At 61.9% G+C, this 19818-nt stretch carries 30 protein-coding genes and 1 tRNA gene; 9 read left to right on the top strand and 22 right to left on the bottom strand.

What is annotated here, in order from left to right:
- Nucleotides 1-3: 3 nt before the first annotated feature.
- Nucleotides 4-780 carry a queuosine precursor transporter gene (locus VRS74_RS04290; protein WP_354144004.1) on the bottom strand — a complete coding sequence of 259 codons (777 nt, stop codon included), beginning with the start codon at nucleotides 778-780 and terminating at the stop codon, nucleotides 4-6.
- A 61-nt stretch (nucleotides 781-841) separates the two neighbouring features.
- Here VRS74_RS04290 and VRS74_RS04285 point away from each other — a divergent pair.
- Nucleotides 842-918: transfer RNA gene (locus tag VRS74_RS04285), tRNA-Arg, on the top strand.
- A gap of 39 nt (nucleotides 919-957) precedes the next feature.
- On the opposite strand, the gene VRS74_RS04280 is transcribed toward VRS74_RS04285, so the two are convergent.
- The 10 genes from VRS74_RS04280 to leuC form a co-directional block, all read right to left on the bottom strand.
- Nucleotides 958-1743: an NUDIX hydrolase gene (locus tag VRS74_RS04280; protein WP_435521369.1), complete on the bottom strand. Its 786-nt coding sequence runs from the start codon at nucleotides 1741-1743 to the stop codon at nucleotides 958-960.
- Between the two features lie 393 nt (nucleotides 1744-2136).
- On the bottom strand, nucleotides 2137-2466 hold the full coding sequence (gene grxD / locus VRS74_RS04275) for a Grx4 family monothiol glutaredoxin (RefSeq protein WP_354144002.1): 330 nt from the start codon (nucleotides 2464-2466) through the stop codon (nucleotides 2137-2139).
- 31 nt (nucleotides 2467-2497) lie between these two features.
- Nucleotides 2498-2737 (bottom strand): BolA family protein, encoded by a 240-nt coding sequence (locus tag VRS74_RS04270; RefSeq protein ID WP_354144001.1) that lies wholly within the window; start codon nucleotides 2735-2737, stop codon nucleotides 2498-2500.
- 4 nt (nucleotides 2738-2741) lie between these two features.
- Nucleotides 2742-3065, bottom strand: coding sequence for a DUF1476 domain-containing protein (locus VRS74_RS04265; protein WP_354144000.1), 324 nt, complete (start codon nucleotides 3063-3065; stop codon nucleotides 2742-2744).
- Between the two features lie 27 nt (nucleotides 3066-3092).
- Nucleotides 3093-3572, bottom strand: a complete 480-nt coding sequence (locus VRS74_RS04260; protein WP_354143999.1) for a cytochrome c — start codon at nucleotides 3570-3572, stop codon at nucleotides 3093-3095.
- Between the two features lie 24 nt (nucleotides 3573-3596).
- The gene (locus VRS74_RS04255; RefSeq protein WP_354143998.1) at nucleotides 3597-4595 is read right to left on the bottom strand and encodes an NADPH:quinone oxidoreductase family protein; all 999 of its coding nucleotides are present in this window, start codon (nucleotides 4593-4595) and stop codon (nucleotides 3597-3599) included.
- Entirely contained in the window at nucleotides 4592-5209 is a 618-nt protein-coding gene (gene leuD / locus VRS74_RS04250; protein ID WP_354143997.1) for a 3-isopropylmalate dehydratase small subunit, read from the bottom strand. Before leuD ends, VRS74_RS04255 begins: the two co-directional genes overlap by 4 nt.
- Complete coding sequence (locus tag VRS74_RS04245; protein ID WP_354143996.1) at nucleotides 5209-6045, bottom strand: N-acyl homoserine lactonase family protein; 837 nt, start codon at nucleotides 6043-6045, stop codon at nucleotides 5209-5211. Before VRS74_RS04245 ends, leuD begins: the two co-directional genes overlap by 1 nt.
- Before the next feature lie 27 nt (nucleotides 6046-6072).
- Nucleotides 6073-6225, bottom strand: a complete 153-nt coding sequence (locus VRS74_RS04240; protein WP_354143995.1) for an isopropylmalate isomerase — start codon at nucleotides 6223-6225, stop codon at nucleotides 6073-6075.
- 39 nt (nucleotides 6226-6264) lie between these two features.
- Entirely contained in the window at nucleotides 6265-7698 is a 1434-nt protein-coding gene (gene leuC, locus VRS74_RS04235; RefSeq protein WP_354143994.1) for a 3-isopropylmalate dehydratase large subunit, read from the bottom strand.
- 119 nt (nucleotides 7699-7817) lie between these two features.
- Between leuC and VRS74_RS04230 the strand changes: the two genes are divergently transcribed.
- Nucleotides 7818-8216, top strand: a complete 399-nt coding sequence (locus VRS74_RS04230) for an acyl-CoA thioesterase (RefSeq protein WP_354143993.1) — start codon at nucleotides 7818-7820, stop codon at nucleotides 8214-8216.
- Between the two features lie 17 nt (nucleotides 8217-8233).
- Nucleotides 8234-8755: a sterol desaturase family protein gene (locus VRS74_RS04225; RefSeq protein WP_354143992.1), complete on the top strand. Its 522-nt coding sequence runs from the start codon at nucleotides 8234-8236 to the stop codon at nucleotides 8753-8755.
- A gap of 1 nt (nucleotide 8756) precedes the next feature.
- Here VRS74_RS04225 and VRS74_RS04220 read toward each other — a convergent pair whose 3' ends face one another.
- The 11 genes from VRS74_RS04220 to VRS74_RS04170 form a co-directional block, all read right to left on the bottom strand.
- Nucleotides 8757-9530 carry a DUF2189 domain-containing protein gene (locus tag VRS74_RS04220; RefSeq protein ID WP_354143991.1) on the bottom strand — a complete coding sequence of 258 codons (774 nt, stop codon included), beginning with the start codon at nucleotides 9528-9530 and terminating at the stop codon, nucleotides 8757-8759.
- A gap of 103 nt (nucleotides 9531-9633) precedes the next feature.
- Nucleotides 9634-9981, bottom strand: a complete 348-nt coding sequence (locus VRS74_RS04215; RefSeq protein WP_354143990.1) for a YbaN family protein — start codon at nucleotides 9979-9981, stop codon at nucleotides 9634-9636.
- Between the two features lie 14 nt (nucleotides 9982-9995).
- Nucleotides 9996-10403: a SufE family protein gene (locus VRS74_RS04210; protein WP_354143989.1), complete on the bottom strand. Its 408-nt coding sequence runs from the start codon at nucleotides 10401-10403 to the stop codon at nucleotides 9996-9998.
- Nucleotides 10404-10427: 24 nt separating this feature from the next.
- Nucleotides 10428-10661 carry a hypothetical protein gene (locus VRS74_RS04205; RefSeq protein WP_354143988.1) on the bottom strand — a complete coding sequence of 78 codons (234 nt, stop codon included), beginning with the start codon at nucleotides 10659-10661 and terminating at the stop codon, nucleotides 10428-10430.
- A 29-nt stretch (nucleotides 10662-10690) separates the two neighbouring features.
- Nucleotides 10691-10972: a hypothetical protein gene (locus VRS74_RS04200; RefSeq protein WP_354143987.1), complete on the bottom strand. Its 282-nt coding sequence runs from the start codon at nucleotides 10970-10972 to the stop codon at nucleotides 10691-10693.
- A complete protein-coding gene (locus VRS74_RS04195) occupies nucleotides 10969-11289 on the bottom strand; it encodes a hypothetical protein (RefSeq protein ID WP_354143986.1) in 321 nt (106 codons plus the stop codon). The genes VRS74_RS04200 and VRS74_RS04195 overlap by 4 nt, the downstream gene beginning before the upstream one ends.
- A complete protein-coding gene (locus VRS74_RS04190) occupies nucleotides 11286-11615 on the bottom strand; it encodes a hypothetical protein (protein ID WP_435521368.1) in 330 nt (109 codons plus the stop codon). The genes VRS74_RS04195 and VRS74_RS04190 overlap by 4 nt, the downstream gene beginning before the upstream one ends.
- A 23-nt stretch (nucleotides 11616-11638) precedes the next feature.
- On the bottom strand, nucleotides 11639-12016 hold the full coding sequence (gene pspC, locus VRS74_RS04185) for an envelope stress response membrane protein PspC (RefSeq protein ID WP_354143985.1): 378 nt from the start codon (nucleotides 12014-12016) through the stop codon (nucleotides 11639-11641).
- On the bottom strand, nucleotides 12013-12309 hold the full coding sequence (gene pspB, locus VRS74_RS04180) for an envelope stress response membrane protein PspB (protein ID WP_354144146.1): 297 nt from the start codon (nucleotides 12307-12309) through the stop codon (nucleotides 12013-12015). The genes pspC and pspB overlap by 4 nt, the downstream gene beginning before the upstream one ends.
- A gap of 10 nt (nucleotides 12310-12319) precedes the next feature.
- Nucleotides 12320-13252, bottom strand: a complete 933-nt coding sequence (pspA, locus tag VRS74_RS04175) for a phage shock protein PspA (protein WP_435521367.1) — start codon at nucleotides 13250-13252, stop codon at nucleotides 12320-12322.
- Nucleotides 13249-13407, bottom strand: coding sequence for a hypothetical protein (locus VRS74_RS04170; protein ID WP_354143984.1), 159 nt, complete (start codon nucleotides 13405-13407; stop codon nucleotides 13249-13251). The genes pspA and VRS74_RS04170 overlap by 4 nt, the downstream gene beginning before the upstream one ends.
- 163 nt (nucleotides 13408-13570) lie before the next feature.
- Between VRS74_RS04170 and pspF the strand changes: the two genes are divergently transcribed.
- The 6 genes from pspF to VRS74_RS04140 all read left to right on the top strand — a co-directional run bounded on the left by pspF (nucleotide 13571) and on the right by VRS74_RS04140 (nucleotide 19805).
- The gene (pspF, locus tag VRS74_RS04165; protein WP_354143983.1) at nucleotides 13571-14638 is read left to right on the top strand and encodes a phage shock protein operon transcriptional activator; all 1068 of its coding nucleotides are present in this window, start codon (nucleotides 13571-13573) and stop codon (nucleotides 14636-14638) included.
- A gap of 146 nt (nucleotides 14639-14784) precedes the next feature.
- A complete protein-coding gene (locus tag VRS74_RS04160; protein WP_354143982.1) occupies nucleotides 14785-15636 on the top strand; it encodes a hypothetical protein in 852 nt (283 codons plus the stop codon).
- A gap of 56 nt (nucleotides 15637-15692) precedes the next feature.
- A complete protein-coding gene (locus VRS74_RS04155) occupies nucleotides 15693-16637 on the top strand; it encodes a hypothetical protein (RefSeq protein WP_354143981.1) in 945 nt (314 codons plus the stop codon).
- A 195-nt stretch (nucleotides 16638-16832) separates the two neighbouring features.
- Nucleotides 16833-17393, top strand: coding sequence for a ribosome maturation protein RimP (gene rimP, locus VRS74_RS04150; protein ID WP_354143980.1), 561 nt, complete (start codon nucleotides 16833-16835; stop codon nucleotides 17391-17393).
- Nucleotides 17393-19057, top strand: a complete 1665-nt coding sequence (nusA, locus tag VRS74_RS04145; protein WP_354143979.1) for a transcription termination factor NusA — start codon at nucleotides 17393-17395, stop codon at nucleotides 19055-19057. Before rimP ends, nusA begins: the two co-directional genes overlap by 1 nt.
- Nucleotides 19038-19805, top strand: coding sequence for a DUF448 domain-containing protein (locus tag VRS74_RS04140; protein WP_354143978.1), 768 nt, complete (start codon nucleotides 19038-19040; stop codon nucleotides 19803-19805). The genes nusA and VRS74_RS04140 overlap by 20 nt, the downstream gene beginning before the upstream one ends.
- The last annotated feature ends 13 nt before the right edge of the window (nucleotides 19806-19818 follow it).

Genomic DNA, 19818 nt, shown 5'->3' with positions numbered 1-19818 from the left:
AGGTCAGCCAGCGCGGGTCGTGGTGGCGAAGGGCGAGAAGTCGGTCTCGGTGTCGTAGAGATCGATCCCTTCACGCCGCTTGAGCGCACCCACGACCACATAGGTTACCGGCGTGAGCAATGCCTCCCATGCGGTCTTGATCAGCCATTGCGATATCACCACCTGCACCAGCGTTTCAGGCGGCCAGCCGGCCAGCCCCCAGAAGGCGAGCGGGTAGAAGATCAGGCTGTCGAGCCCTTGCCCGACCACGGTGGAGCCGATCGTGCGCATCCAGAGGAAGCGCCCCTTGGTCCAGAGCTTCATCTTGGCAAGCACGTAGGAATTGGCGAATTCGCCGACCCAGAACGCGGTCATCGACGCCAGCACGATGCGCCAGCTGTTGCCGAACACGTTCTCGTAATCGCTCTGGAACGGCCAGCCATCGGCGGGCGGTAGCGCCACGACTACCCAGGCCATGAAGGCCATGAAAAGCAGTGCGGCAAAGCCGGTCCAGATCACACGCCGCGCGCGGGCATAGCCATAGACCTCGGTCAGCACGTCGCCGATGATGTAACTGATCGGGAAGAACAATACGCCCGCGCCGAAGATCCATGTTTCGCCGCCGGGCAGCGAGATATAGCTCGGCTTGCTCGCGCCGATCAGGTTCGACAGCAGCAGGATCGCAACGAAAGCCGCCATGACCAGGTCGTAATAGCGGAAGCTCGCAGGAGCGCGGCTCGTCGCCTGGATCCCGTCGTTCGGGTCGGTATCAAACGCGGCGGCGGGGTCGGGTTTTTCCATCGCTGTGGGCTTTAGCTCGATTTGATTGCGCGGCAAAGCACGCTAATGCGGGCATCGGCGCGCGCCCGTAGCTCATCTGGATAGAGCGCGAGACTTCTAATCTTGAGGCAGCAGGTTCGAGTCCTGCCGGGCGCGCCAGATTTTCTCATGCCGCCGCGTCACGCTGCCTGAGGGCGACTATCCCCGTGCGACGCTTTCGAGCGGTTCGCCGACGACCGGATAGCCCAAATCCTCGCCGATATAGAGCCAGGGCTTGCCATCGCTTTCGCCAAGAAAAGGCGTGATGGTGCGCACCGGTATCGCTTCGGCCTGTGCCCGCGCCTCTTCGAAAGTGGCGAATTGCGCCAGCCGTTCGAGGTTGCGGCGAGTGGGAAAGATGACCTTGATGTCGCCGCTTTCGGCCGCGTCAAGCGCGCCTTGCGCCGTGGTCCAGAACAGATGCGTATTCTCGGACAAATCGGCTTCGATTTCGACCGCGCCGGTGCCCAGATTGGCGAGGTAGAAGCGCGTGTCATACACGCGGGGGATGCGCTCGTTCTTGGGGAACCAGCGCGCGAAAGGGGTGAGCTGGGCAAGGTCGAGCGACCATCCGAACTGATCGAGCACCGGTGCCAGCGCACCGGTTTCGAGCAGCAGCTCGCGTGCAGCGCGGGCGCGATTGGCATCGATTTCGCCGATGAGCCCGATCGCAAGGCCCGTTTCCTCGAGAGTTTCGCGCACAACCGCAATCTGGTGCGCTGCCTCGTCAGGGTCGAGCGTGCCGGCAAATTGCTGGCCCAGCTCGTAATCTGCGGCGTCCACCCGCCCGCCCGGGAATACCGCCATGCCGCCTGCGAAAACCATGTTGCGCGAACGGATCGTCATCAGGATTTCGGGGTGACCACCCGCCGGTCCGTTGCGGAAGATCACGACAGTGGCGGCCGGTATGCCGTCGGGCGATTGCGGGGTCGGTTCAGTCATCATGAGTCTTATGCGGGGAGTTGGCGGCGCTTGCCAACCGGCAAATGAGCGAGGTGTCGGGATTCTTGACAAGGTTAGCGAGACCTTGCTGCGCATTAACCATCGTGTCCTGCGGTAATCCTGGCTTCACCGATTCTGGCACGCTTGGTGCAAAGAGAAATGTACCCGAACAGTCTTCGATGAAAGAGGCAGCGCCCCAGTCTCCTGGTAATGCCTCCCCGAAAAAGAAAGCCGCCCCACAGGTACCCCCGGGGCGGTTTTTTTGTGCATGATCCAAAAACTGGCGGGATCGGCGAGCCAATAGCGAGCCGCCAGGGCGACCGCCCGTCCGCAGCGATCCGGCCTTCAGGCCGTATGAGCGAGGAAATCGCGCGCCCGGGGACGGGCGTGCGAAAATTATGAAGCTTTGGCGACCTGCTGCTCGTCGAGCATTTGCTGGAGTTCGCCAGCTTCGAACATTTCCATCATGATGTCGCTGCCGCCCACGAATTCGCCCTTCACATAGAGCTGGGGGATAGTCGGCCAATCGGAATAGGCCTTGATCCCCTGGCGGATCTCCATGTCTTGCAGCACGTCCACGCTTTCATAGGCGACGCCGCAATGATCGAGGATCGCTACTGCGCGGCTCGAAAAGCCGCACTGCGGAAACAGCGGAGTGCCCTTCATGAACAGCACGACATCATTGTCGTTCACGAGGGAAGAGATGCGCGAGTTGACGTCGGACATGATAGTCGGGACCTGCTGATGGTGGGTTTCGTCAGTCGGAAGTGGGTATGGCGGTGGTGAGTTGCAAGGCATGCAGCACACCGCCCATGCGCCCGCCAAGCGCTTCGTAGACCATCTTGTGCTGCTGAACCCGGTTCTTGCCCGCAAATTGCGGGGCAACGACCCGGGCTGCCCAATGGTCGTTATCGCCGGCGAGATCGGTCATTTCGACTTCGGCGCCGGGCAGGGTGGCCTTGATCATGGTTTCGATTTCGGCAGCCGACATCGGCATCGAGTCAGGCTCCGCCCATCAACTGGCGACGCGCCTCGACCGTCTTTTCCTCAAGCTTGGTGCGGATATCGGCTTCGCTTACGTCGCAGCCGGCAGCCGTGAGATCGCCCAGCAGCTTGCGCACGACGTCTTCGTCGCCAGCCTCTTCGAAATCGGCCTGCACGACGGCCTTCTTGTAGGCGTCGGTCTCTTCCTCGGTCAGCCCCATCAGCGCTGCGGCCCATTCGCCCACCAGGCGGTTGCGCCGCGCAGCGATCTTGAAGGCGGTTTCCTCGTCGAATGCGAACTTGGCTTCTTCGCCGCGTTCACGATCGTTGAAATTGGTCATCTTGAGATCCTTGTTTTATGCAAAGTTTCAGCCTTGTGGCTTTGCACGGAATGCGTCGTGGCACGCTTGGCATGCGGCTTTCGTGCTCGCAAGGGCTGTGTTGAAGGCTTCACGGTTATCGCTGCGTGCGGCGTCCGCCAGCGCAGCGGTTGCCGCCTGATATTCGGCAATCCGGGCTGCGAAAGCCTCCTCGTCCTGCCACACCGCTGGCAAGGCTTCCGTGCCTTCAATGCCAGCCGTCTCCGGCGCAAAGAGAGTTGGAAGCGCCTGTGCGAACCGCGCAAGGCCTTTGGTTGGCAGGGCAGCTTGCGTCAGCGGAGCGTCGGCATTGGCTGCAGCGCTCAACCGCGCGAGTGTGAAGACCGACATTGCCATTCCGCCCTGACGGGCAGCCACGAGGTCGCCGGGCGAAACGCTGGCCGGTTCGCTTGCTCGCGACTGTGGCGCCATCGCCGCCGCCATCAGCGCGGCGCACGCGCTGCCCAGGAAAATTGCCTTGCCCAGCATCGCCAACTCCCTTCGTTGCCGTCCTCAGTCCATGGTCACCACGAGCTTGCCCACCGCCTGGCGGCTTTCGAGCTTGGCGATCGCCTCGCCGCCGCGTTCGAGCGGGAAAGTCTCCGACACCAACGGGTCGATCTTGCCGTCCTTCATGAGTTGGAACAGCTCTTCGACCTGTTGGCGGAACTTGACGGGCTCGCGCGCTGTGAACGCGCCCCAGAATACGCCTGCGATGTCGCAGCTCTTCAGCAGCGTCAGGTTGAGCGGCATCTTGGCGATCCCGGCCGGGAAGCCGACCACTAGGAATTTACCTTCCCATGCGATCGACCGCAGCGCGGGTTCGGAATACTGCCCGCCGACGATGTCATAGACGATGTTTGCGCCTTCGGGCCCGCAAGCAGCCTTGAAGGCATTCGCGAGTTCCTTGGACGCATCCTTGTCCATCTCGCCTTTGGGATAGATCACCACTTCGTCGGCGCCTGCCTGGCGCGCGATCTCGCCCTTTTCCTCGGACGAAACCGCAGCGACGACGCGTGCGCCGAAGGCCTTGGCAAGCTCGACTGCCGAAAGGCCGACGCCGCCCGCCGCGCCCAGCACCAGAACCGTGTCGCCAGGCTTGATATGCCCGCGATCCTTCAGCCCATGGATCGTCGTGCCATAGGTCATCAGCAGGCTCGCCGCTTTCTCGAAAGGCACGCCTTCGGGAACGGGAAACATGCGCCCGGCATTGACCACCACCTTTTCCGCGAGCCCGCCATTGCCGATCCCGGCCATGACCTTGTCGCCGACCTTGTAGCCTTCAACGCCTTCGCCAATCGCTTCGATCACCCCGGCGATCTCGCCGCCCGGCGCGAAGGGGCGCGCGGGTTTGAACTGGTAGAGGTCGCGGATGATCAGCGTATCGGGAAAGTTGATCGCACAGGCCTTCACGTCCACCAGCACTTCGCCCTTGCCGGGGACGGGCGCATCAACCTCGTCCAGAGTGAGCGTTTCGGGTCCGCCGACTGCGTGCGTTCTCAGGGCCTTCATGCCTGTTTCTCCATTGCCATGTTTTCCGTACCTCTCTCGATCCAGGGCATAGCTTCGCCCCGGCGTTGTTCGAATGCTCCGATCGCCTCGTCGCGCGCCAGCGTCAGGCCGATTTCGTCGAGGCCGTTCAGCAGGCAATGCTTGCGGAACGGATCGATCTCGAAAGTGAAGCGGTCCTGGAACGGCGTCGTCACAGTCTGGCTTTCGAGGTCAATCGTGATCTCATCCGTCTGCGCAACTTCCATCAGCCGATCGACGGCTTCTTGCGGAAGCACCACGGTGAGGATGCCATTCTTGAAAGCATTGCCAGAGAAGATGTCGGAGAAGCTGGGGGCGATCACCGCTTGTATGCCCAGGTCGCCGAGCGCCCATGCGGCGTGTTCGCGGCTCGATCCGCAGCCGAAATTGTCGCCCGCGATCAGGATCGGCGAGTCCTTGTAGTGCGGGTCGTCGAACAGATTGCCTTCCTGCGCGCGCAAGGTTTCGAAGGCGCCGCGGCCCAGCCCTTCGCGGGTGATCGTCTTGAGCCATGCGGCCGGGATGATGACGTCAGTGTCGACGTTCTTCGCGCCGAAGGGATAGGCGCGGCCTTCGATAATGCGGACCTTGTCCATTACTTCTCTGACTCCGGGAAAGCGGGCAGGCGATCCAAATGGCGTGGATCGTGCTGGATGATCACTGTCGCGTCGAGCGATTTTGCCATCGCGTTGAATCGCTCGAACGAAGCGAGCGTGTCCGCGCGACTGGTGTTGAAGGAGGGCACGCCTCGGTTCGCGATCTGCTCTTCGAAGTGATAGAGATCGCCCGTCAGGAGCACGTCGCCCATGTCCGGAAGGCGGACGAGCAGGCTTGCATGGCCCGGAGTATGGCCGGGCATCGCCTTGAACAGCACGCTGCCGTCGCCGAACACATCGTGGTCATGCGGGACGACCGTGACATTTCCGGCGTCCTCGCCCAGCCACGGCGCGAAATGCCGGGGGTCCATCAGCGCATTGGGCTCGCTGGTCGATGTGACCGCAGCCCAGTCGCCTGCACCGATTACCAGTGTCGAGCCCGGGAATTCTGTGAGCTGGGCAGCGTGATCGAAATGGTAATGGCTCACGCCGACAAAATTGATCTGGTCAGGGCGCAGGCCCAGATCGCCGAGTTGATCGACGATCGATCGCTCCATCGAAAGCGTGCCGCCTTCCAGCACCACGGTCTTTCCGGCCAAATCCGATGAGAGACCGGCGTCCCAAAGCAGATAGCGGCCGCCATTGCGGACGAGGTAGCAGCCGACCACGAACTCGCGGCTTTCGCCATCGTAGAGATGCGCATCGGAGAATGACGAGGCGTCTGGCATTTCGATCTTGCCGCAATCGAGCCGCCACATTTCGAGATCGGGAGAGTCTTTCGCCGCCAGCGGCGCTGCGAACAGAACGGCCGCAATTGCTGGTATCATGGCTCTCATTCAACTCTCCCCTGCTTCGATTCCCGGTCAGTCGGTTTCCGGTTGCTCGCCCGAAGGAACGATCGGCTTGGGCTCGTCCTTCTTCTTGCGCTTGTTGGCATAGAGCAGCGCCGCAGCAATAGCGGCGGAGCCGATGGCGGCAGCACCGATGGCTGCCTTGGTCTTGGACTTCTTGTTCATGGTTTCTCTATGGTGCCGCCCCGCCGCGGGGGCAAGGGATCATGCGGTGAACTGGCGCACATCGACGAGATGCCCGGCCACTGCCGCTGCGGCTGCCATCGCGGGCGAGACGAGGTGGGTGCGTGCACCGGGGCCCTGACGACCCACGAAGTTGCGGTTGCTGGTAGAAGCGCAGCGTTCGCCCGGCGGCACCTTGTCCGGATTCATGCCCAGGCAGGCGGAGCAGCCCGGCTCGCGCCATTCGAAGCCCGCGTCGAGGAAAATCCGGTCCAGCCCTTCTTCTTCCGCCTGGGCCTTCACCAGGCCCGACCCCGGTACAACGATCGCCCATTTTACGTTCTGAGCCTTCTTGCGACCTTTCAGCACGGCGGCGGCTGCGCGCAAATCTTCGATCCGGCTGTTGGTGCAACTGCCGATGAAAATGTTCTCGACCCGTATGTCCTGCACGCGCTGGCCGGGCGTAAGGCCCATGTAATCGAGGCTTTTCTGCGCCGCGACCTGCTTCGAAGGATCGGCAAAGCTGGCAGGATCGGGCACCACGCCGCCGATCGCAACCGTGTCCTCGGGGCTGGTCCCCCAGGTTACGGTTGGCTCGACTTCTCCGGCATCGATCGTCACCGATTTGTCGAAGTTGGCGCCTTCGTCGCTGCGCAAGGTCTTCCAATAGGCGATCGCTGCATCCCATTCCGCGCCTTTGGGGGCGAGCGGGCGGCCCTTGAGATAGCGGAACACCGTTTCGTCGGGCGCGATCAGCCCGGCGCGCGCACCTGCCTCAATGCTCATGTTGCAGACTGTGAGCCGTTCCTCGACGCTCATCGCTTCGAACACGGGTCCGCGATATTCGATCACATAGCCGGTGCCGCCCGCTGCCCCGATCCGCCCGATGATGTGCAGGATCAGGTCCTTGGCGGTGACGCCGGGTCCGAGGCTGCCTGTGACCTTGATCTCAAGCGTCTTCGATTTCTTCAGCTGCAGTGTTTGCGTTGCCAGCACATGCTCGACTTCGCTGGTGCCGATGCCGAATGCGAGTGCTCCGATCCCGCCATGGCTTGCAGTGTGCGAATCCCCGCAGACGATGGTGGTGCCGGGCAGCGAGAAGCCCTGTTCCGGCCCGACGACATGTACGATCCCCTGCGCAGGCGCGGCGGCATCGATATAGCGGATGCCGAAAGCCGGGGCATTTGCTTCGAGCGCGGCAAGCTGCTGCGCGCTTTCGGGATCGGCGATCGGGATGCGCTTGCCTGCGGCATCGACGCGCGGCGTAGTCGGCAAATTGTGATCGGGCACCGCCAGCGTCAGGTCGGGGCGGCGCACCTTGCGTCCGGCGAGGCGGAGCGCTTCGAAGGCTTGCGGGCTGGTCACTTCATGGACCAGGTGCCGATCGATATAAATCAGTGAAGTGCCGTCATCGCGGGTTTCGACGACATGCGCGTCCCAGATTTTTTCATAAAGTGTGCGCGGTTTGCTGGCCATGGCGTTTCATTCCCTTGCGAGGGGCGATTAGCGACACATAAGCAACACTGGCAAGCCGAATAGGCTCCACGAAATCGATAGTCATGGAAAGGAAAGCTTTGCATGCTTAACTGACACACATGTCAGCAACGCCATTTGCCTTTCCGATCAAAGTCCTTCCCGAAGATATCGACTTCATGGGGCATGTGAACAATGCCCGCTATCTCAACTGGGTGCAGGACGCAGTGCTGGCGCATTGGCGCAAGCTGGCTCCGGCCGAGGAAGTCGCCAGCAAGGCGTGGGTCGCGCTGAAACACGAGATTACCTATCGCAAGCCCGCCTTTCTTGAGGACGACGTGATCGCGCAGACGGTGCTTGAGCAATTCCAGGGCGCGCGGGCATTCTATCTCACTGTGATCCGGCGCGGCGAGGAAGTACTGGCCGAAGTCAAATCGAGCTGGTGTTGCATCGATGCGCAGACTCTGCGTCCAGCACGGATCGATGAACATTTGCGCGAGTTCTTTTTCCCCGAAGCCTGATCGACTATATATCGACCATGCCTGACTGGATTACCGCCACGCTGATCGTTCTTGCCACCGTCGTCGCGATGGAATGGGTCGCATGGTCGAGCCATAAATATATCATGCACGGCTGGGGATGGGGCTGGCACCGCGACCATCACGAGCCGCATGACAAGACTTTCGAGAAGAACGATCGTTTCGCCTTGGTCGGTGCAGCAATGAGCATTTCGATGTTCGCGCTCGGATCGCCGTTGGTGATGGGCGCCAGCGCATGGTGGCCAGCCACATGGATCGGGCTGGGCATCCTTTTCTATGGGGTCATCTACACACTGGTCCACGACGGGCTGGTCCACCAACGCTATTTCCGCTGGGTGCCGAAACGCGGCTATGCGAAGCGGCTGGTCCAGGCACACAAGCTGCATCATGCCACGATCGGCAAGGAAGGCGGTGTCAGCTTCGGTTTCGTCTTTGCGCGCGACCCTGTGCGGCTAAAGGCCGAACTCAAGGCTCAACGCGAGGCAGGAATTGCCATGGTTCGCGAAGCCGAGATCGGCTGAATCAGGGGCCGACCGCGCGCCGATACAGGTGCCAGGTTGCGTGGCCGAGCACCGGCAGCACGACGAGCAGTCCCAGGAATAAAGGGATCATCGCGATAAACAGCGCCACTGCGATCCACGCCGCCCAAGCCAGCATAACGAAGGTGTTGGTGCGCACTGTGGCGAGGCTCATGATGATCGCGGTGAGGAAGTCGACTTCGCGGTCGACCAGCATCGGCAGGCTGATCACGGTGATCGAATAGAAGGCCAGTGCCATCAGCGCGCCTAACGCGCTCCCGACCACCAGCATCATCATTCCCGCTTGCGTCTGGAACAGCTCGAGCGATTCAGAGCCGATCCCGGATTCCGCCAGGAAAATCGCAAAAATGCCGTGCGCCACCATCAGCCAGAAGCCGAAGGCCACGAACACGATCACGCCCATGCTCAGGATCTGTTCGTCGCCGCGCCCGCGCAACGCACCAAGCACGGCGCTCCAACTCATCGGCAGCCCCGCCTCGCGGCGCCTGCTGACTTCATAGAGCCCGACTGCGACGAATGGCGCGATCAGCGGGAAACCGGCGGCCGCCGGGATCAGCCAGGCGGCCTCGCCCCAAGTGAAGAGCGCGTAACAGACGAATAGGCCAGCCCCGACATAGATGCCCGCGAAGAACAGGCCGAAGGCGGGCTGCGCTATAAAATCGTGCCAGCCGGCGGCGAGCGCGGCCCGAAGGTCGGCGAGTTCGAGATTGCTTGCCACGGTCGCGGGTGCGACAGGGGCCTGGCCCGTCATGCCCATGCGAGTTTCTCCCCTACCCTGCATGAATGCGTGAGCGGGAAGGTGCATCAACTCTCCGGAACCATCAAGTCCTTGCGATTCAAGTGGCTGGACGGCGGCCGCCCTATTCGTTGCGGGTCGCGATCCAGCTGCCCGCGACCACCAGGATCGCGATAGAAATCAAGTACCACGGGTGGCCCAGCGTGGCCCAGGTGAAGACCACGCCCGCCGACATTGCGGTTATTGCTGCCAGCTTGGCCGGGCGCGCAATCGCGCGGCGTTCTTGCCAGTCCTTAACCTGCGGGCCCCAATAGGGGTGGTCGAGGATCCTCTGTTCCCACGCCGGGTTGCTCCGCGCGAAGCAGAACACTGCGACCAGTAGGAAAGGGACGGTGGGCATGATCGGCAGGAACGCACCCAGCGCTGCCAGCCCCACTGCGATGATGCCCCCCGCCGCGTAAAGCGGGCGCATGTCAGCCCTCCTGCCTAAGCATTGGCGAGCCGTGCGGCATGTTCGCAGACCAGCGCGATCATGTTGGGCACGCCCTGTGTGCGGTTGGACGACAGCTGGTTGCGCAGGTCGAAAGGCTCAAGCGCGGCGGTGACGTCCATTGCGGCGATCTCGCGGGCCGGCTTGTCCTGAACCGCAGCAATTACCAGCGCCACGATTCCTTTTGTGATCGCGGCATTGCTGTCAGCCAGGAAATGCAGGCGGCCTTCGCTTTCGGTGGGGTATACCCACACGCTTGCCGAACAGCCGCGCACCAGCGTGGCATCGGTCTTGAGCGCATCGGGCATGGGATCGAGCGTACGGCCGAGTTCGATCAAAAGGCGATAACGTTCATCGCCTTCAAGAAACTCGTATTCTTCGTAAATGTCGGAGAGGCTGCGCATGCGGGGGCATCTAGGCGCTTTGGCTCACAAATCCACCCCGCTTGCGATCGCTTCCAGCTTCTTGATGCGTTCCTTGAGGTCGGCAATCTCGATCCGGGCGGCGCTGTTGCCTACACCGGCTTCGATTTCGCGCGGATTTGCATCGAGCTCGCGCTGCTTGAGTGCCAGCCAGCCCTGCCATGCCTTGAGCAAGGCGAAGGCGACCACGCACAGGCCCACCAGCGACGCGGCGGCGATGATCAGTGTCGGTTCGAACATTTCCCTCATGTCCTCCTTGAACCTGCGGCTTAATTGGCCTGCCCGTCACGCAGGGCTTCGATTTCGGCGGCTATCCGCCGCGTTTCCTGCGCGTTGATCGAATTGCCATCGGTGGCGATCCGCTCAAGCACCTTGATGCGCTCGCGCAAATCGTCGACTTCGCGCTCCAGCTGCTTTTCGCGTGCGCTGGGCAAGAGTGGTTGGTCCTGCTCGTCGCGACGAAGACGTCGGCTGCCGACGTGGCGCGCGCGCAGGACGCGGGACATCGCCACGATCAGCACGATCAGGACGATTGCCGACCACATGCTCATTGCACCTTGCCTTCGTCACGCAGGCGCTCGATCTCATGGGTCAGTTGATAGCCGCTGTCGGTCACGATGCGTTCGACATTGGCGAGCCGGTCCTTCATCGAGCCGAGTTCAGCGCGCAGCTGGGCATTTTCCTGGCTGATGAGCCTGACGCGCTCGACCGCATCCTCATTCTTCTGCGGGTAAACAGCCTTGCCCCAGCTGTTCTCCAGCGGATAGCCGTACTTCACCCTGATCCAGGTGTTGATGACCCACGCGAACGACATAGCGACTACGCCAATGCCCATCACTGCGGGAGTGATCACTCCAAAATCCATCATGCCTTCTCCCTGTTCCGATCGAGGCTCAGCGGTACGCCTGCATCGGCTTCGTCTACCCGGCGCGTATCGCGCAGCGCTTCGATCTGGGTTGCTATGTCATAGCCGCGGTCGGTGACGATGCGTTCGAGCACCTGCACCCGATCTTCGAGCCGTTGGACCTGGCTGGCGTATTGTGCTGCCCGTTCCGCAGTGTTCTGGGCGGTCGTGTCGATTTGCAGCCGGGCGATCTTTTCCTTGTGCTTGGTCCAGACGCCCATGATCGCGATGCTGCAACCCATGAAGATTGCGACGACCGGGATCATGGCTCCTACAACTCCAGCGTCCATTTCCTATCCCTCCCTTGCAATCCTTAGCGCAGGCGCTCGATTTCGGCGGTGAGGCGCGGGTTGCTGCTGACGTAATAGGTTTCGACATCGGCCAGCCGCCGGTCGACATCGCGGAAGCGGGCGCGGATTTCACGGGCGGTGCGCTGCGGGCTCTGCCGTACGCGCTGCCAGTACTGCTGTTCCTCCCGGTCGACATAGAGGTGCGGCGGCTTCTTGCTCAGTACCAGGCCGGCTACGAAATAGGCGGGTAGCAGGATCGGAGCGACCGTGAACAGCAGCAGCAGGAAGCCGAGCCGCACCCACAGCGCGTTCACACCGGTATAATCAGCGATCCCGGCGCAAACACCCATCAGCTTGGCATTGTGCTTGTCGCGATACAGCGTCGTGCGGGGGCTGTTCATTTCGAGCTTCCTTTCTTCTCGGCGAGCAGGTTCTCAAGCTCGCGCAGCTGCTGGTTGTCGATTTCGCGGTCATGGCTGAGCCGGGCCGGCTGGAAATCGGGGTTTTCGCTGGCGACTAGTCGCTCGACCGTGTCCATCCGTTCGTCGAGGCGCTTGGCGAGCTGGTACAACTCTTCCAGCAGCACTTCGTCATCGGCGGTGATGGTCGCGGCGGTTTTCCAGCGAGTGATGTAGTGCAGGATGATCCAGGGAAGTCCGACGAACAGCGTCGTCATAACGATGACAAGATCCATATCCACGGTATCAGTCCTCCTTGCTCGCGCCGTCCTTGCCCAGCGCACGTTTCATTTCTTCGAGTTCTTCGTCGATCTTGTCCGAGCCCGCGAGTGCGGCGATCTCGTCTGCCAGCGAAGGCGTGCCCGACTGGTCGGCGATCCGCAGCGCTTCGGCACGGCCTTCGGCATAATCGACCCGGCGTTCGAGCTGGTCGAAACGGGCTAGCGCTTCATCAGTGCGCTCAGTGCTCATCAGCGTGCGCAGCTTGACGCGGTTTTCGGCACTTTCGAGGCGGGCGGCGATCGCGGTCTGGCGGCTGCGGGCTTCGCGCAGGCGATGCTGCAGCTTCTGGATGTCTTCTTCATAGGCACGCAGCGCGTCGTCGAGCACGGCGATTTCCTGCTTGAGCTGGTCGGCCATGTCGCCGGCCTTCTTCTTCTCGACCAGCGCGGCACGGGCCAGGTCTTCGCGGTCCTTGCTGAGCGCCAGCTGCGCCTTTTCGCCCCAATCGGCCTGGAGCCGGTCAAGCTTGACGACGTGGCGATGCATTTCCTTCTGGTCGGCGATCGTGCGGGCGGCGCTCGCGCGAACTTCCACCAGCGTCTCCTCCATCTCGAGGATGATCATGCGGATCATCTTGGCCGGGTCATCGGCCTTGTCGAGCATGTCGTTGAAGTTGGCGGCGATGATGTCGCGGGTCCGGCTGAAAATGCCCATGAAGGCTACTCCGTTGAAGAAATTCGTGTCGTCGTTCGAGCGCGTGTTCGACTGGGTCGGGGTCGGGCTCTGCCGCAGGCGCTCAATCTCGGCATCGAGCCGCGAACGCCGCTGGGGGCGTTCGGGCGAAAGGTGTTGGGCCGGAGCATTGGCGCCGCGACTGGAATTGGCGCCATCGGGGTTGCTCGCGGGGGGGACTGAGCGCTCCGGCCCGAACGGGGAATTTTCAGGTGGCTTGGTCATGCCATCTCGACCAGCACGCTCTGGTCGCCAGTAGTGGCGGCGAAAGCGGGCGTTGCATGCATCTGCGTGCTGAGAGCGACGAAAGCGACCATCGCTGCGATGCTCGCCAGCGCAGCCTGTCCCAGCTTGGTCTGGAAGAAGCGGCGATCGTACATGGTTCATAACCTCCCTTGTGGTACCCTCGTGGTACGTCCATCGAACAGCAAAGGGCGTGCCAAACCGAAAAAGGAACGAAATTACAGATAGTTATGAATTTTCTCTGAGTGCCGCGTTGGTTTCGATTGCCAAAGTTTGGGAAATTTCACTATAGATTGGGGGATGGAGCGCGAAACCCAGTTTATCGGCCAATCGAGCGCCTTCTTCGACGCGGTAGAGCGCGCCAGCCGCGCTGCGCCGATGAGCCGCCCGGTCCTGGTCATCGGAGAGCGCGGGACCGGCAAGGAACTCATCGCCGAACGCCTCCATCGCCTTTCGACTCGTTGGGACGAGCCGCTGGTCACCATGAACTGCGCCGCGCTGCCCGAAACGCTGATCGAGGCCGAGCTTTTCGGGCACGAAGCAGGGGCTTTCACTGGCGCTACCAGAGCGCGCGCGGGAAGGTTCGAGGAAGCCGACAAAGGCACGCTATTTCTCGACGAACTGGGCACACTGTCGATGGCGGCACAGGAGCGGCTTCTGCGCGCGGTCGAATATGGCGAAGTGACGCGGATCGGCTCTTCGCGCCCGATAAGGGTCAATGTGCGGATCGTCGCGGCGACCAATGACGACTTGCCCGCATTGGCGGAGCGGGGCGAATTCCGCGCCGACCTTCTCGACCGGCTGAGCTTCGAAGTGATCACGCTGCCGCCATTGCGCGTACGTGAAGGCGATGTGCCGGTGCTTGCCGACTATTTCGGGCGGCGCATGGCGGCGGAGCTTGAATGGCATGCCTGGCCCGGCTTTGCACCACATGTCCATCGTCAGCTCGACGAATATCAATGGCCCGGCAATGTGCGCGAATTGCGCAATGTGATCGAGCGTGCGGTCTATCGCTGGGACGACCCTTCCGAACCGATCGCGCATGTCCAGTTCGATCCGTTCGATTCCCCGTGGAAGCCGTTCACTCCCAACCATCGCAAGGCGGATGGCGGGACTGCTCCTGCCGCTATGGCAAACGCCAATGGGTCGGCCGGTTCCGGCGCTGTTGCTCTAAGCGAACTCGACGCGGTCGACGATCTGCGTGCTGCGGTCGATGCGCATGAGCGCGCGATCCTGGAGCATGCGCTGGGCAAGCACCGCTGGAACCAGCGCCAGACTGCGAAAGCGCTGTCGCTGAGCTATGACCAGTTGCGCCACGCCATCAAGAAGCATGGCCTGATGCAGGAAGCGGACGACACTTCCGGCTGATTAGTGGCTTCGGCCAATGGTTAGCGACGTGGCCTTTCGACGTTAGGCATGTTCGTCGATCACATCGCTAAGCCAGTTTCCTTCTCCTGAAATTACCGCTGCCCCGGGCATTCAACTCGGCACAATTTCGGGAAGGGGACGGGATGATGTCACACTTATCCATTCGCAAGGCGGGAATTGCAGCCTGTTGCTCTGCTGCAGCGATGATCGGCGCGCCGCTGCTCGCCAATCATTCATGGGGCACATATGCGTGGAACTTCGATGGAGTGAACCCGGTCAGGGCACCGGTAGTCAACAACACGGACTCCGGCTGGAGCGGCTATGTCGAGACCGCGGTGGCCGACTGGAACGCCTCGCCCGCGATCGAGGCTCCGCTCGAATATGGCAACAATTCCTCGTGCAGTTTCGTCACCGGCACGATCCAGGTCTGCAATGGGAACTATGGCGGCAATGGTTGGCTGGGGCTCGCCAGTATCGCCATCTCTGGCGGCAAGATCGTGGCCGGGACCACCAAGCTCAACGATTACTACTTCGACCAGGATCGCTACAACACATACAGCTGGCGGCAACTAGTGACCTGCCAGGAGATCGGCCATGATTACGGGCTGGCACACCAGAACGAGAACTTCGCGACCGACGAGACCACGAGCTGCATGGAATATACCAGCAAGCCGCAGGACAATGAGCACCCCGACTTCCACGACTATGACCAGTTGCTGCTGATCTATCCTGCCGGGGGAGGTTCGCGCGGAGGAGATACCGGCGGCACCGGCGGCGGTGGCAAGGGCAAGGGCGGCGGTGGAGGAGGCGGCGGCAAGGGCAAAAACCGCGTTGTCCTGCCTGCAGTCGGCAACACGCCTTCGACTTGGGGGCGCCCGACCGAATTCCTTCCCAACGGTCGCCCACATGTGTTTGAACGCGAAGCCAGCGGATTAAAGTTCGTCACACATGTCACCTGGGCGCCGGACGAGGCGGGCGATCACGAGCATGACCATTGACCTGCCTTAGATTGATCGGGTCGCGCCGCATTTTGCCCTGAGCGGGAGATTAAGGTATGACCTCTCTGGGGATAGAGGTCGGCGCGTGCCCTGCACAATATGGGCGAACAGGCGGCGATCTCTTCGGCAAGGAAGGGAGTGATCCGATGAAAACCAGGACGAAGCTGGGGATGGTGGCGACCGTGTCGGCAATCGCCATGCTAGCGACCGTTGCGGATGCGCGGCATCAATGGCGCAAATATGAATGGGCCTATGATGGCACTGAAATAGATGCTCCGGTCATCGACAATACAAGCGGCGGCGGCTGGTCAACCCGCGTGGCAAAGGCCGTCAACGATTGGAACAAGTCCAGCCGGATCGAAGCCCAAATTCCTGTGCCGAAAGGAACCAATACCAACTGCAATTTCGTGCTTGGCCAGATCCAAGTCTGCAATGCAGACTATGGATCCACCGGTTGGTTGGGCATCGCCAGCATTTCGATCAATGGAAACGAGATCATCGCGGGCTACACCAAGCTGAATGATTACTATTTCAATCAGCCAAGCTACAACACCGAAGACTGGAAGCAGCTCGTCACCTGCCAGGAAATTGGCCATGATTATGGCCTCGCGCACCAGAACGAGAATTTCATGACCGACGCCACGGCGTCGTGCATGGAATATACCAGTTGGCCTGAAGGCAATACGACCCCCGATCAGCACGACTATGACCAGCTTGAAGCGATGTACACAGTCAGCGATGGCACGACAGGCGGAGGTGGGAAGGGCGGCAAGCCCGGCGGTAAACCGGCAACACTTCCCAGCGTTGGCAACACGCCTGATAGCTGGGGCAATCCGATCGAGTTCCTGCCGAATGGCAAGCCGCATGTGTATGAGCGCCAGTTCAAAAGCTACCGCGTTATTACGCATGTGACCTGGACGATCGAGGCGGCAGCCGAGCAGGGCGATCATCACGATTCTGGCCCTCGCCAACACAGCGGCGATCGCCACTTCGATTTCTGACTGCCTCGACAGCAAACTGAAGTGCGAAGGGCTCGGCACAATTGCCGGGCCCTTTGCTTTGGCGCTTGCGTTTTCCCCTTCGCGCTCCTATCTGGCCGTCATCCCGACATTGTCAAACAAGGTTTGGATGCTGGCGCCGCGAGGGGCCGGCCCGAAACGCCTTTGCAGTCAATGTCATGCAGGAATGGAGACCACGTGGCGGATATCGCGCGCCTTACGGAGATCATCGAGCCCGAAGCGAAAGCTCTCGGCTTCGATCTCGTACGCGTGAAGATGATGCCGTCGGAGGCCGGTGACGGCGGCATGGCGTTGCAGATCATGGCCGAGGATCCCGCGACCGGCCAGTTGATCATCGACCAGTGTGCCGCGCTGTCGCGCCGCGTGTCGGACGTGATCGACGCGGCGGAAGAACGTGGCGAAGTTCTGATCGAAGGGGCCTATCACCTCGAAGTCAGTTCGCCGGGAATCGACCGCCCGCTGACCCGGCCGAAGGACTTTGCCAACTGGGCCGGGCACGAAGCCAAGCTCAGCATGGACAAGGCCTGGGACGGCCAGCGTAGCCTGCGGGGCATCCTGCGTGGTATAGAGGGGGAAACCGTCACTCTCGAAGACCGCAAGGCAGGCGCAATTTCCGTGCCGCTCGGCATGATACATTCGGCAAAGCTGGTCTTGACCGACGAGCTGATTGCCGCCACCCGCCCGCTCGATACGAGCGGTGCTGAAGACATCGTTGAAGAAGAAGAGGCTGAAGACTGATGGCCACTGCAATTTCCGCCAACAAGGCCGAGCTGCTCGCGATTGCGAACTCGGTTGCTTCGGAAAAGATGATCGACAAGTCGATCGTGATCGAAGCAATGGAAGAAGCGATCCAGAAGGCGGCGCGCTCCCGCTACGGTGCGGAGAACGACATTCGCGCCAAGCTTGATCCGCAGACCGGCGACCTGCGCCTGTGGCGCGTCGTCGAAGTGGTCGAGGAAGTGGACGATTACTTTAAGCAAATCGACCTGAAGCAGGCGCAGAAGCTCGACAAGGATGCCAAGGTCGGTGACTTCATCGTCGACCCGCTGCCCCCGGTCGACCTTGGCCGCATCGATGCGCAGAGCGCGAAGCAGGTGATCTTCCAGAAGGTCCGCGATGCCGAACGTGAACGTCAGTACGAAGAATTCAAGGATCGTGCCGGCGAGATCATCACTGGCGTGATCAAGTCGGTCGAATTCGGTCACGTGATCGTCAACCTCGGTCGCGCCGAGGGCGTGATCCGTCGCGACCAGCAGATCCCGCGCGAAGCGGCCCGCGTTGGCGAGCGTGTGCGCGCGCTGATCACCAAGGTCGAGCGCAACAATCGCGGCCAGCAGATCTTCCTCAGCCGCGCACACCCTGACTTCATGAAGAAGCTGTTCGCGCAGGAAGTGCCCGAAATCTACGACGGCATCATCGAGATCAAGGCCGCCGCCCGCGATCCGGGCAGCCGCGCCAAGATCGGCGTGATCAGCCACGACAGCTCGATCGATCCTGTCGGCGCTTGCGTCGGCATGAAGGGCAGCCGCGTGCAGGCGGTGGTGCAGGAACTGCAGGGCGAAAAGATCGACATCATCCCCTGGAGCCAGGACACCGCCACTTTCGTCGTCAACGCGCTGCAGCCGGCCACGGTCAGCCGCGTCGTGCTCGACGAGGAAGACGGCCGCATCGAAGTCGTTGTGCCCGATGACCAGCTGAGCCTGGCGATCGGCCGCCGCGGCCAGAACGTGCGTCTCGCCAGCCAACTCACCGGTCACCAGATCGACATCATGACCGAGGAGGAAGCTAGCGAGAAGCGGCAGTCGGAATTCGCCGAGCGCTCGAAGATGTTCGAGGAAGAACTCGACGTCGACGAAACTCTCTCGCAGCTGCTGGTGGCCGAAGGCTTCGCCGATCTCGAGGAAGTCGCCTATGTCGAACTCGAGGAACTGGCTTCGATCGAAGGTTTCGACGAGGAACTGGCCGAAGAACTGCAGAACCGCGCCAAGGAAGCGCTCGAACGCCATGAGGAAACCGCGCGCGCCGAACGCCGCGAACTGGGCGTCGAAGACGATCTGGCCGAAATGCCGCACCTCACCGAAGGCATGCTGGTGACGCTGGGCAAGGCCGGCATCAAGACGCTCGACGATCTGGCGGATCTCTCGACCGACGAGCTGATCGCGAAGAAGCGCGAAGCGCCTCGCCGTCGCGGCAATGCCGATGGCCCGCCGATGCGGCGCCCCTCGGTGCGCGAGCAGGACAAGGGCGGTGTGCTGGGCGAATACGGCCTGACCGAAGAGCAGGGCAACGAGATCATCATGGCTGCCCGCGCGCACTGGTTCGAAGACGAAGAGGAAGCGGCGCCCGTCGCGACCCAAGAGGCACCAACTCAGGAGGCCGCCGATGCGGACTCCGAACAATGAGCGCCTGACGTCCGACATCGCTGACGCGCCCAAGGCACGGAACGCTTCCGAGCCTGCAAAGTCCTGCGCCGAACGCCGCTGTATCCTTTCGGGAGAGCATGGCGCGCGCGATTCGCTGCTGCGACTCGCGATCTCGCCCGCAGACAGCGCGGGTACGTGCCACGTACTTCCGGATCCGAATGCCAAAGCGCCCGGACGCGGTGCATGGATCGGCGTTTCGCGCGCCGAGCTTGAGACGGCGCTGGCCAAGGGGCGTTTGAAGGGCGCGCTGTCACGGGCCTTCAAGGGTGTACAGCTGGAGATTCCAGCTGACCTGCCTGAACTTGTGTCGCGGGCGCTGACACTTGCGCTGACCCAGCGGCTGGGGCTCGAATTGCGCGCCGGGCACGTTGTGCTCGGCGGCGAACGCATCGCCGAACAGGCGCGGCAGGGGCGGCTCGCACTGCTGCTTCACGCTGCCGACGCCAGCGAGGACGGGCGCAAGAAGCTCGACCAGGCATGGCGGGTAGGCCGCGATGCGGAGGGAAGCGGCGAGCGTGGCATCGTGTTGCCACTGGACCGGGCGGCTTTGTCTGTGGCATTGGGCCGCGACAATGTCGTCCACCTGGCACTGAACAACAGTGCCGCAGCGGAGCGGGTCCAGGGAGCTCTGGCACGCCTGCTGCATTATTCGGGGGGCAATCGGCCCGCCTTGGGCAATGGAGACCTGGCATCATCGGGTTGCCAGGACGAACAATTGAACGCGTGAAGGACGTACGAGC

The organism is Altererythrobacter litoralis (genome assembly GCF_036324225.1).
GTDB lineage: Bacteria > Pseudomonadota > Alphaproteobacteria > Sphingomonadales > Sphingomonadaceae > Erythrobacter > Erythrobacter litoralis_A.
This window is presented reverse-complemented; position numbering and strand designations above follow the sequence as displayed.

Coding starts and splice junctions, on each gene's coding strand:
- VRS74_RS04240 (WP_354143995.1), bottom strand. CDS start 6,225: ATGAACAAGAAGTCCAAGACCAAGGCAGCCATCGGTGCTGCCGCCATC.
- pspA (WP_435521367.1), bottom strand. CDS start 13,252: ATGACCAAGCCACCTGAAAATTCCCCGTTCGGGCCGGAGCGCTCAGTC.
- VRS74_RS04190 (WP_435521368.1), bottom strand. CDS start 11,615: ATGGACGCTGGAGTTGTAGGAGCCATGATCCCGGTCGTCGCAATCTTC.
- pspB (WP_354144146.1), bottom strand. CDS start 12,309: ATGGATCTTGTCATCGTTATGACGACGCTGTTCGTCGGACTTCCCTGG.
- VRS74_RS04245 (WP_354143996.1), bottom strand. CDS start 6,045: ATGAGAGCCATGATACCAGCAATTGCGGCCGTTCTGTTCGCAGCGCCG.
- pspC (WP_354143985.1), bottom strand. CDS start 12,016: ATGAACAGCCCCCGCACGACGCTGTATCGCGACAAGCACAATGCCAAG.
- VRS74_RS04140 (WP_354143978.1), top strand. CDS start 19,038: ATGCGGACTCCGAACAATGAGCGCCTGACGTCCGACATCGCTGACGCG.
- VRS74_RS04230 (WP_354143993.1), top strand. CDS start 7,818: ATGTCAGCAACGCCATTTGCCTTTCCGATCAAAGTCCTTCCCGAAGAT.
- VRS74_RS04170 (WP_354143984.1), bottom strand. CDS start 13,407: ATGTACGATCGCCGCTTCTTCCAGACCAAGCTGGGACAGGCTGCGCTG.
- grxD (WP_354144002.1), bottom strand. CDS start 2,466: ATGTCCGACGTCAACTCGCGCATCTCTTCCCTCGTGAACGACAATGAT.
- VRS74_RS04205 (WP_354143988.1), bottom strand. CDS start 10,661: ATGTTCGAACCGACACTGATCATCGCCGCCGCGTCGCTGGTGGGCCTG.
- nusA (WP_354143979.1), top strand. CDS start 17,393: ATGGCCACTGCAATTTCCGCCAACAAGGCCGAGCTGCTCGCGATTGCG.
- VRS74_RS04210 (WP_354143989.1), bottom strand. CDS start 10,403: ATGCGCAGCCTCTCCGACATTTACGAAGAATACGAGTTTCTTGAAGGC.
- VRS74_RS04255 (WP_354143998.1), bottom strand. CDS start 4,595: ATGAAGGCCCTGAGAACGCACGCAGTCGGCGGACCCGAAACGCTCACT.
- VRS74_RS04155 (WP_354143981.1), top strand. CDS start 15,693: ATGACCTCTCTGGGGATAGAGGTCGGCGCGTGCCCTGCACAATATGGG.
- VRS74_RS04290 (WP_354144004.1), bottom strand. CDS start 780: ATGGAAAAACCCGACCCCGCCGCCGCGTTTGATACCGACCCGAACGAC.
- VRS74_RS04270 (WP_354144001.1), bottom strand. CDS start 2,737: ATGCCGATGTCGGCTGCCGAAATCGAAACCATGATCAAGGCCACCCTG.
- VRS74_RS04200 (WP_354143987.1), bottom strand. CDS start 10,972: ATGAGCATGTGGTCGGCAATCGTCCTGATCGTGCTGATCGTGGCGATG.
- VRS74_RS04280 (WP_435521369.1), bottom strand. CDS start 1,743: ATGATGACTGAACCGACCCCGCAATCGCCCGACGGCATACCGGCCGCC.
- VRS74_RS04265 (WP_354144000.1), bottom strand. CDS start 3,065: ATGACCAATTTCAACGATCGTGAACGCGGCGAAGAAGCCAAGTTCGCA.
- VRS74_RS04195 (WP_354143986.1), bottom strand. CDS start 11,289: ATGATGGATTTTGGAGTGATCACTCCCGCAGTGATGGGCATTGGCGTA.
- VRS74_RS04260 (WP_354143999.1), bottom strand. CDS start 3,572: ATGCTGGGCAAGGCAATTTTCCTGGGCAGCGCGTGCGCCGCGCTGATG.
- leuD (WP_354143997.1), bottom strand. CDS start 5,209: ATGGACAAGGTCCGCATTATCGAAGGCCGCGCCTATCCCTTCGGCGCG.
- VRS74_RS04215 (WP_354143990.1), bottom strand. CDS start 9,981: ATGCGCCCGCTTTACGCGGCGGGGGGCATCATCGCAGTGGGGCTGGCA.
- pspF (WP_354143983.1), top strand. CDS start 13,571: ATGGAGCGCGAAACCCAGTTTATCGGCCAATCGAGCGCCTTCTTCGAC.
- VRS74_RS04225 (WP_354143992.1), top strand. CDS start 8,234: ATGCCTGACTGGATTACCGCCACGCTGATCGTTCTTGCCACCGTCGTC.
- leuC (WP_354143994.1), bottom strand. CDS start 7,698: ATGGCCAGCAAACCGCGCACACTTTATGAAAAAATCTGGGACGCGCAT.
- VRS74_RS04220 (WP_354143991.1), bottom strand. CDS start 9,530: ATGGGCATGACGGGCCAGGCCCCTGTCGCACCCGCGACCGTGGCAAGC.
- VRS74_RS04160 (WP_354143982.1), top strand. CDS start 14,785: ATGTCACACTTATCCATTCGCAAGGCGGGAATTGCAGCCTGTTGCTCT.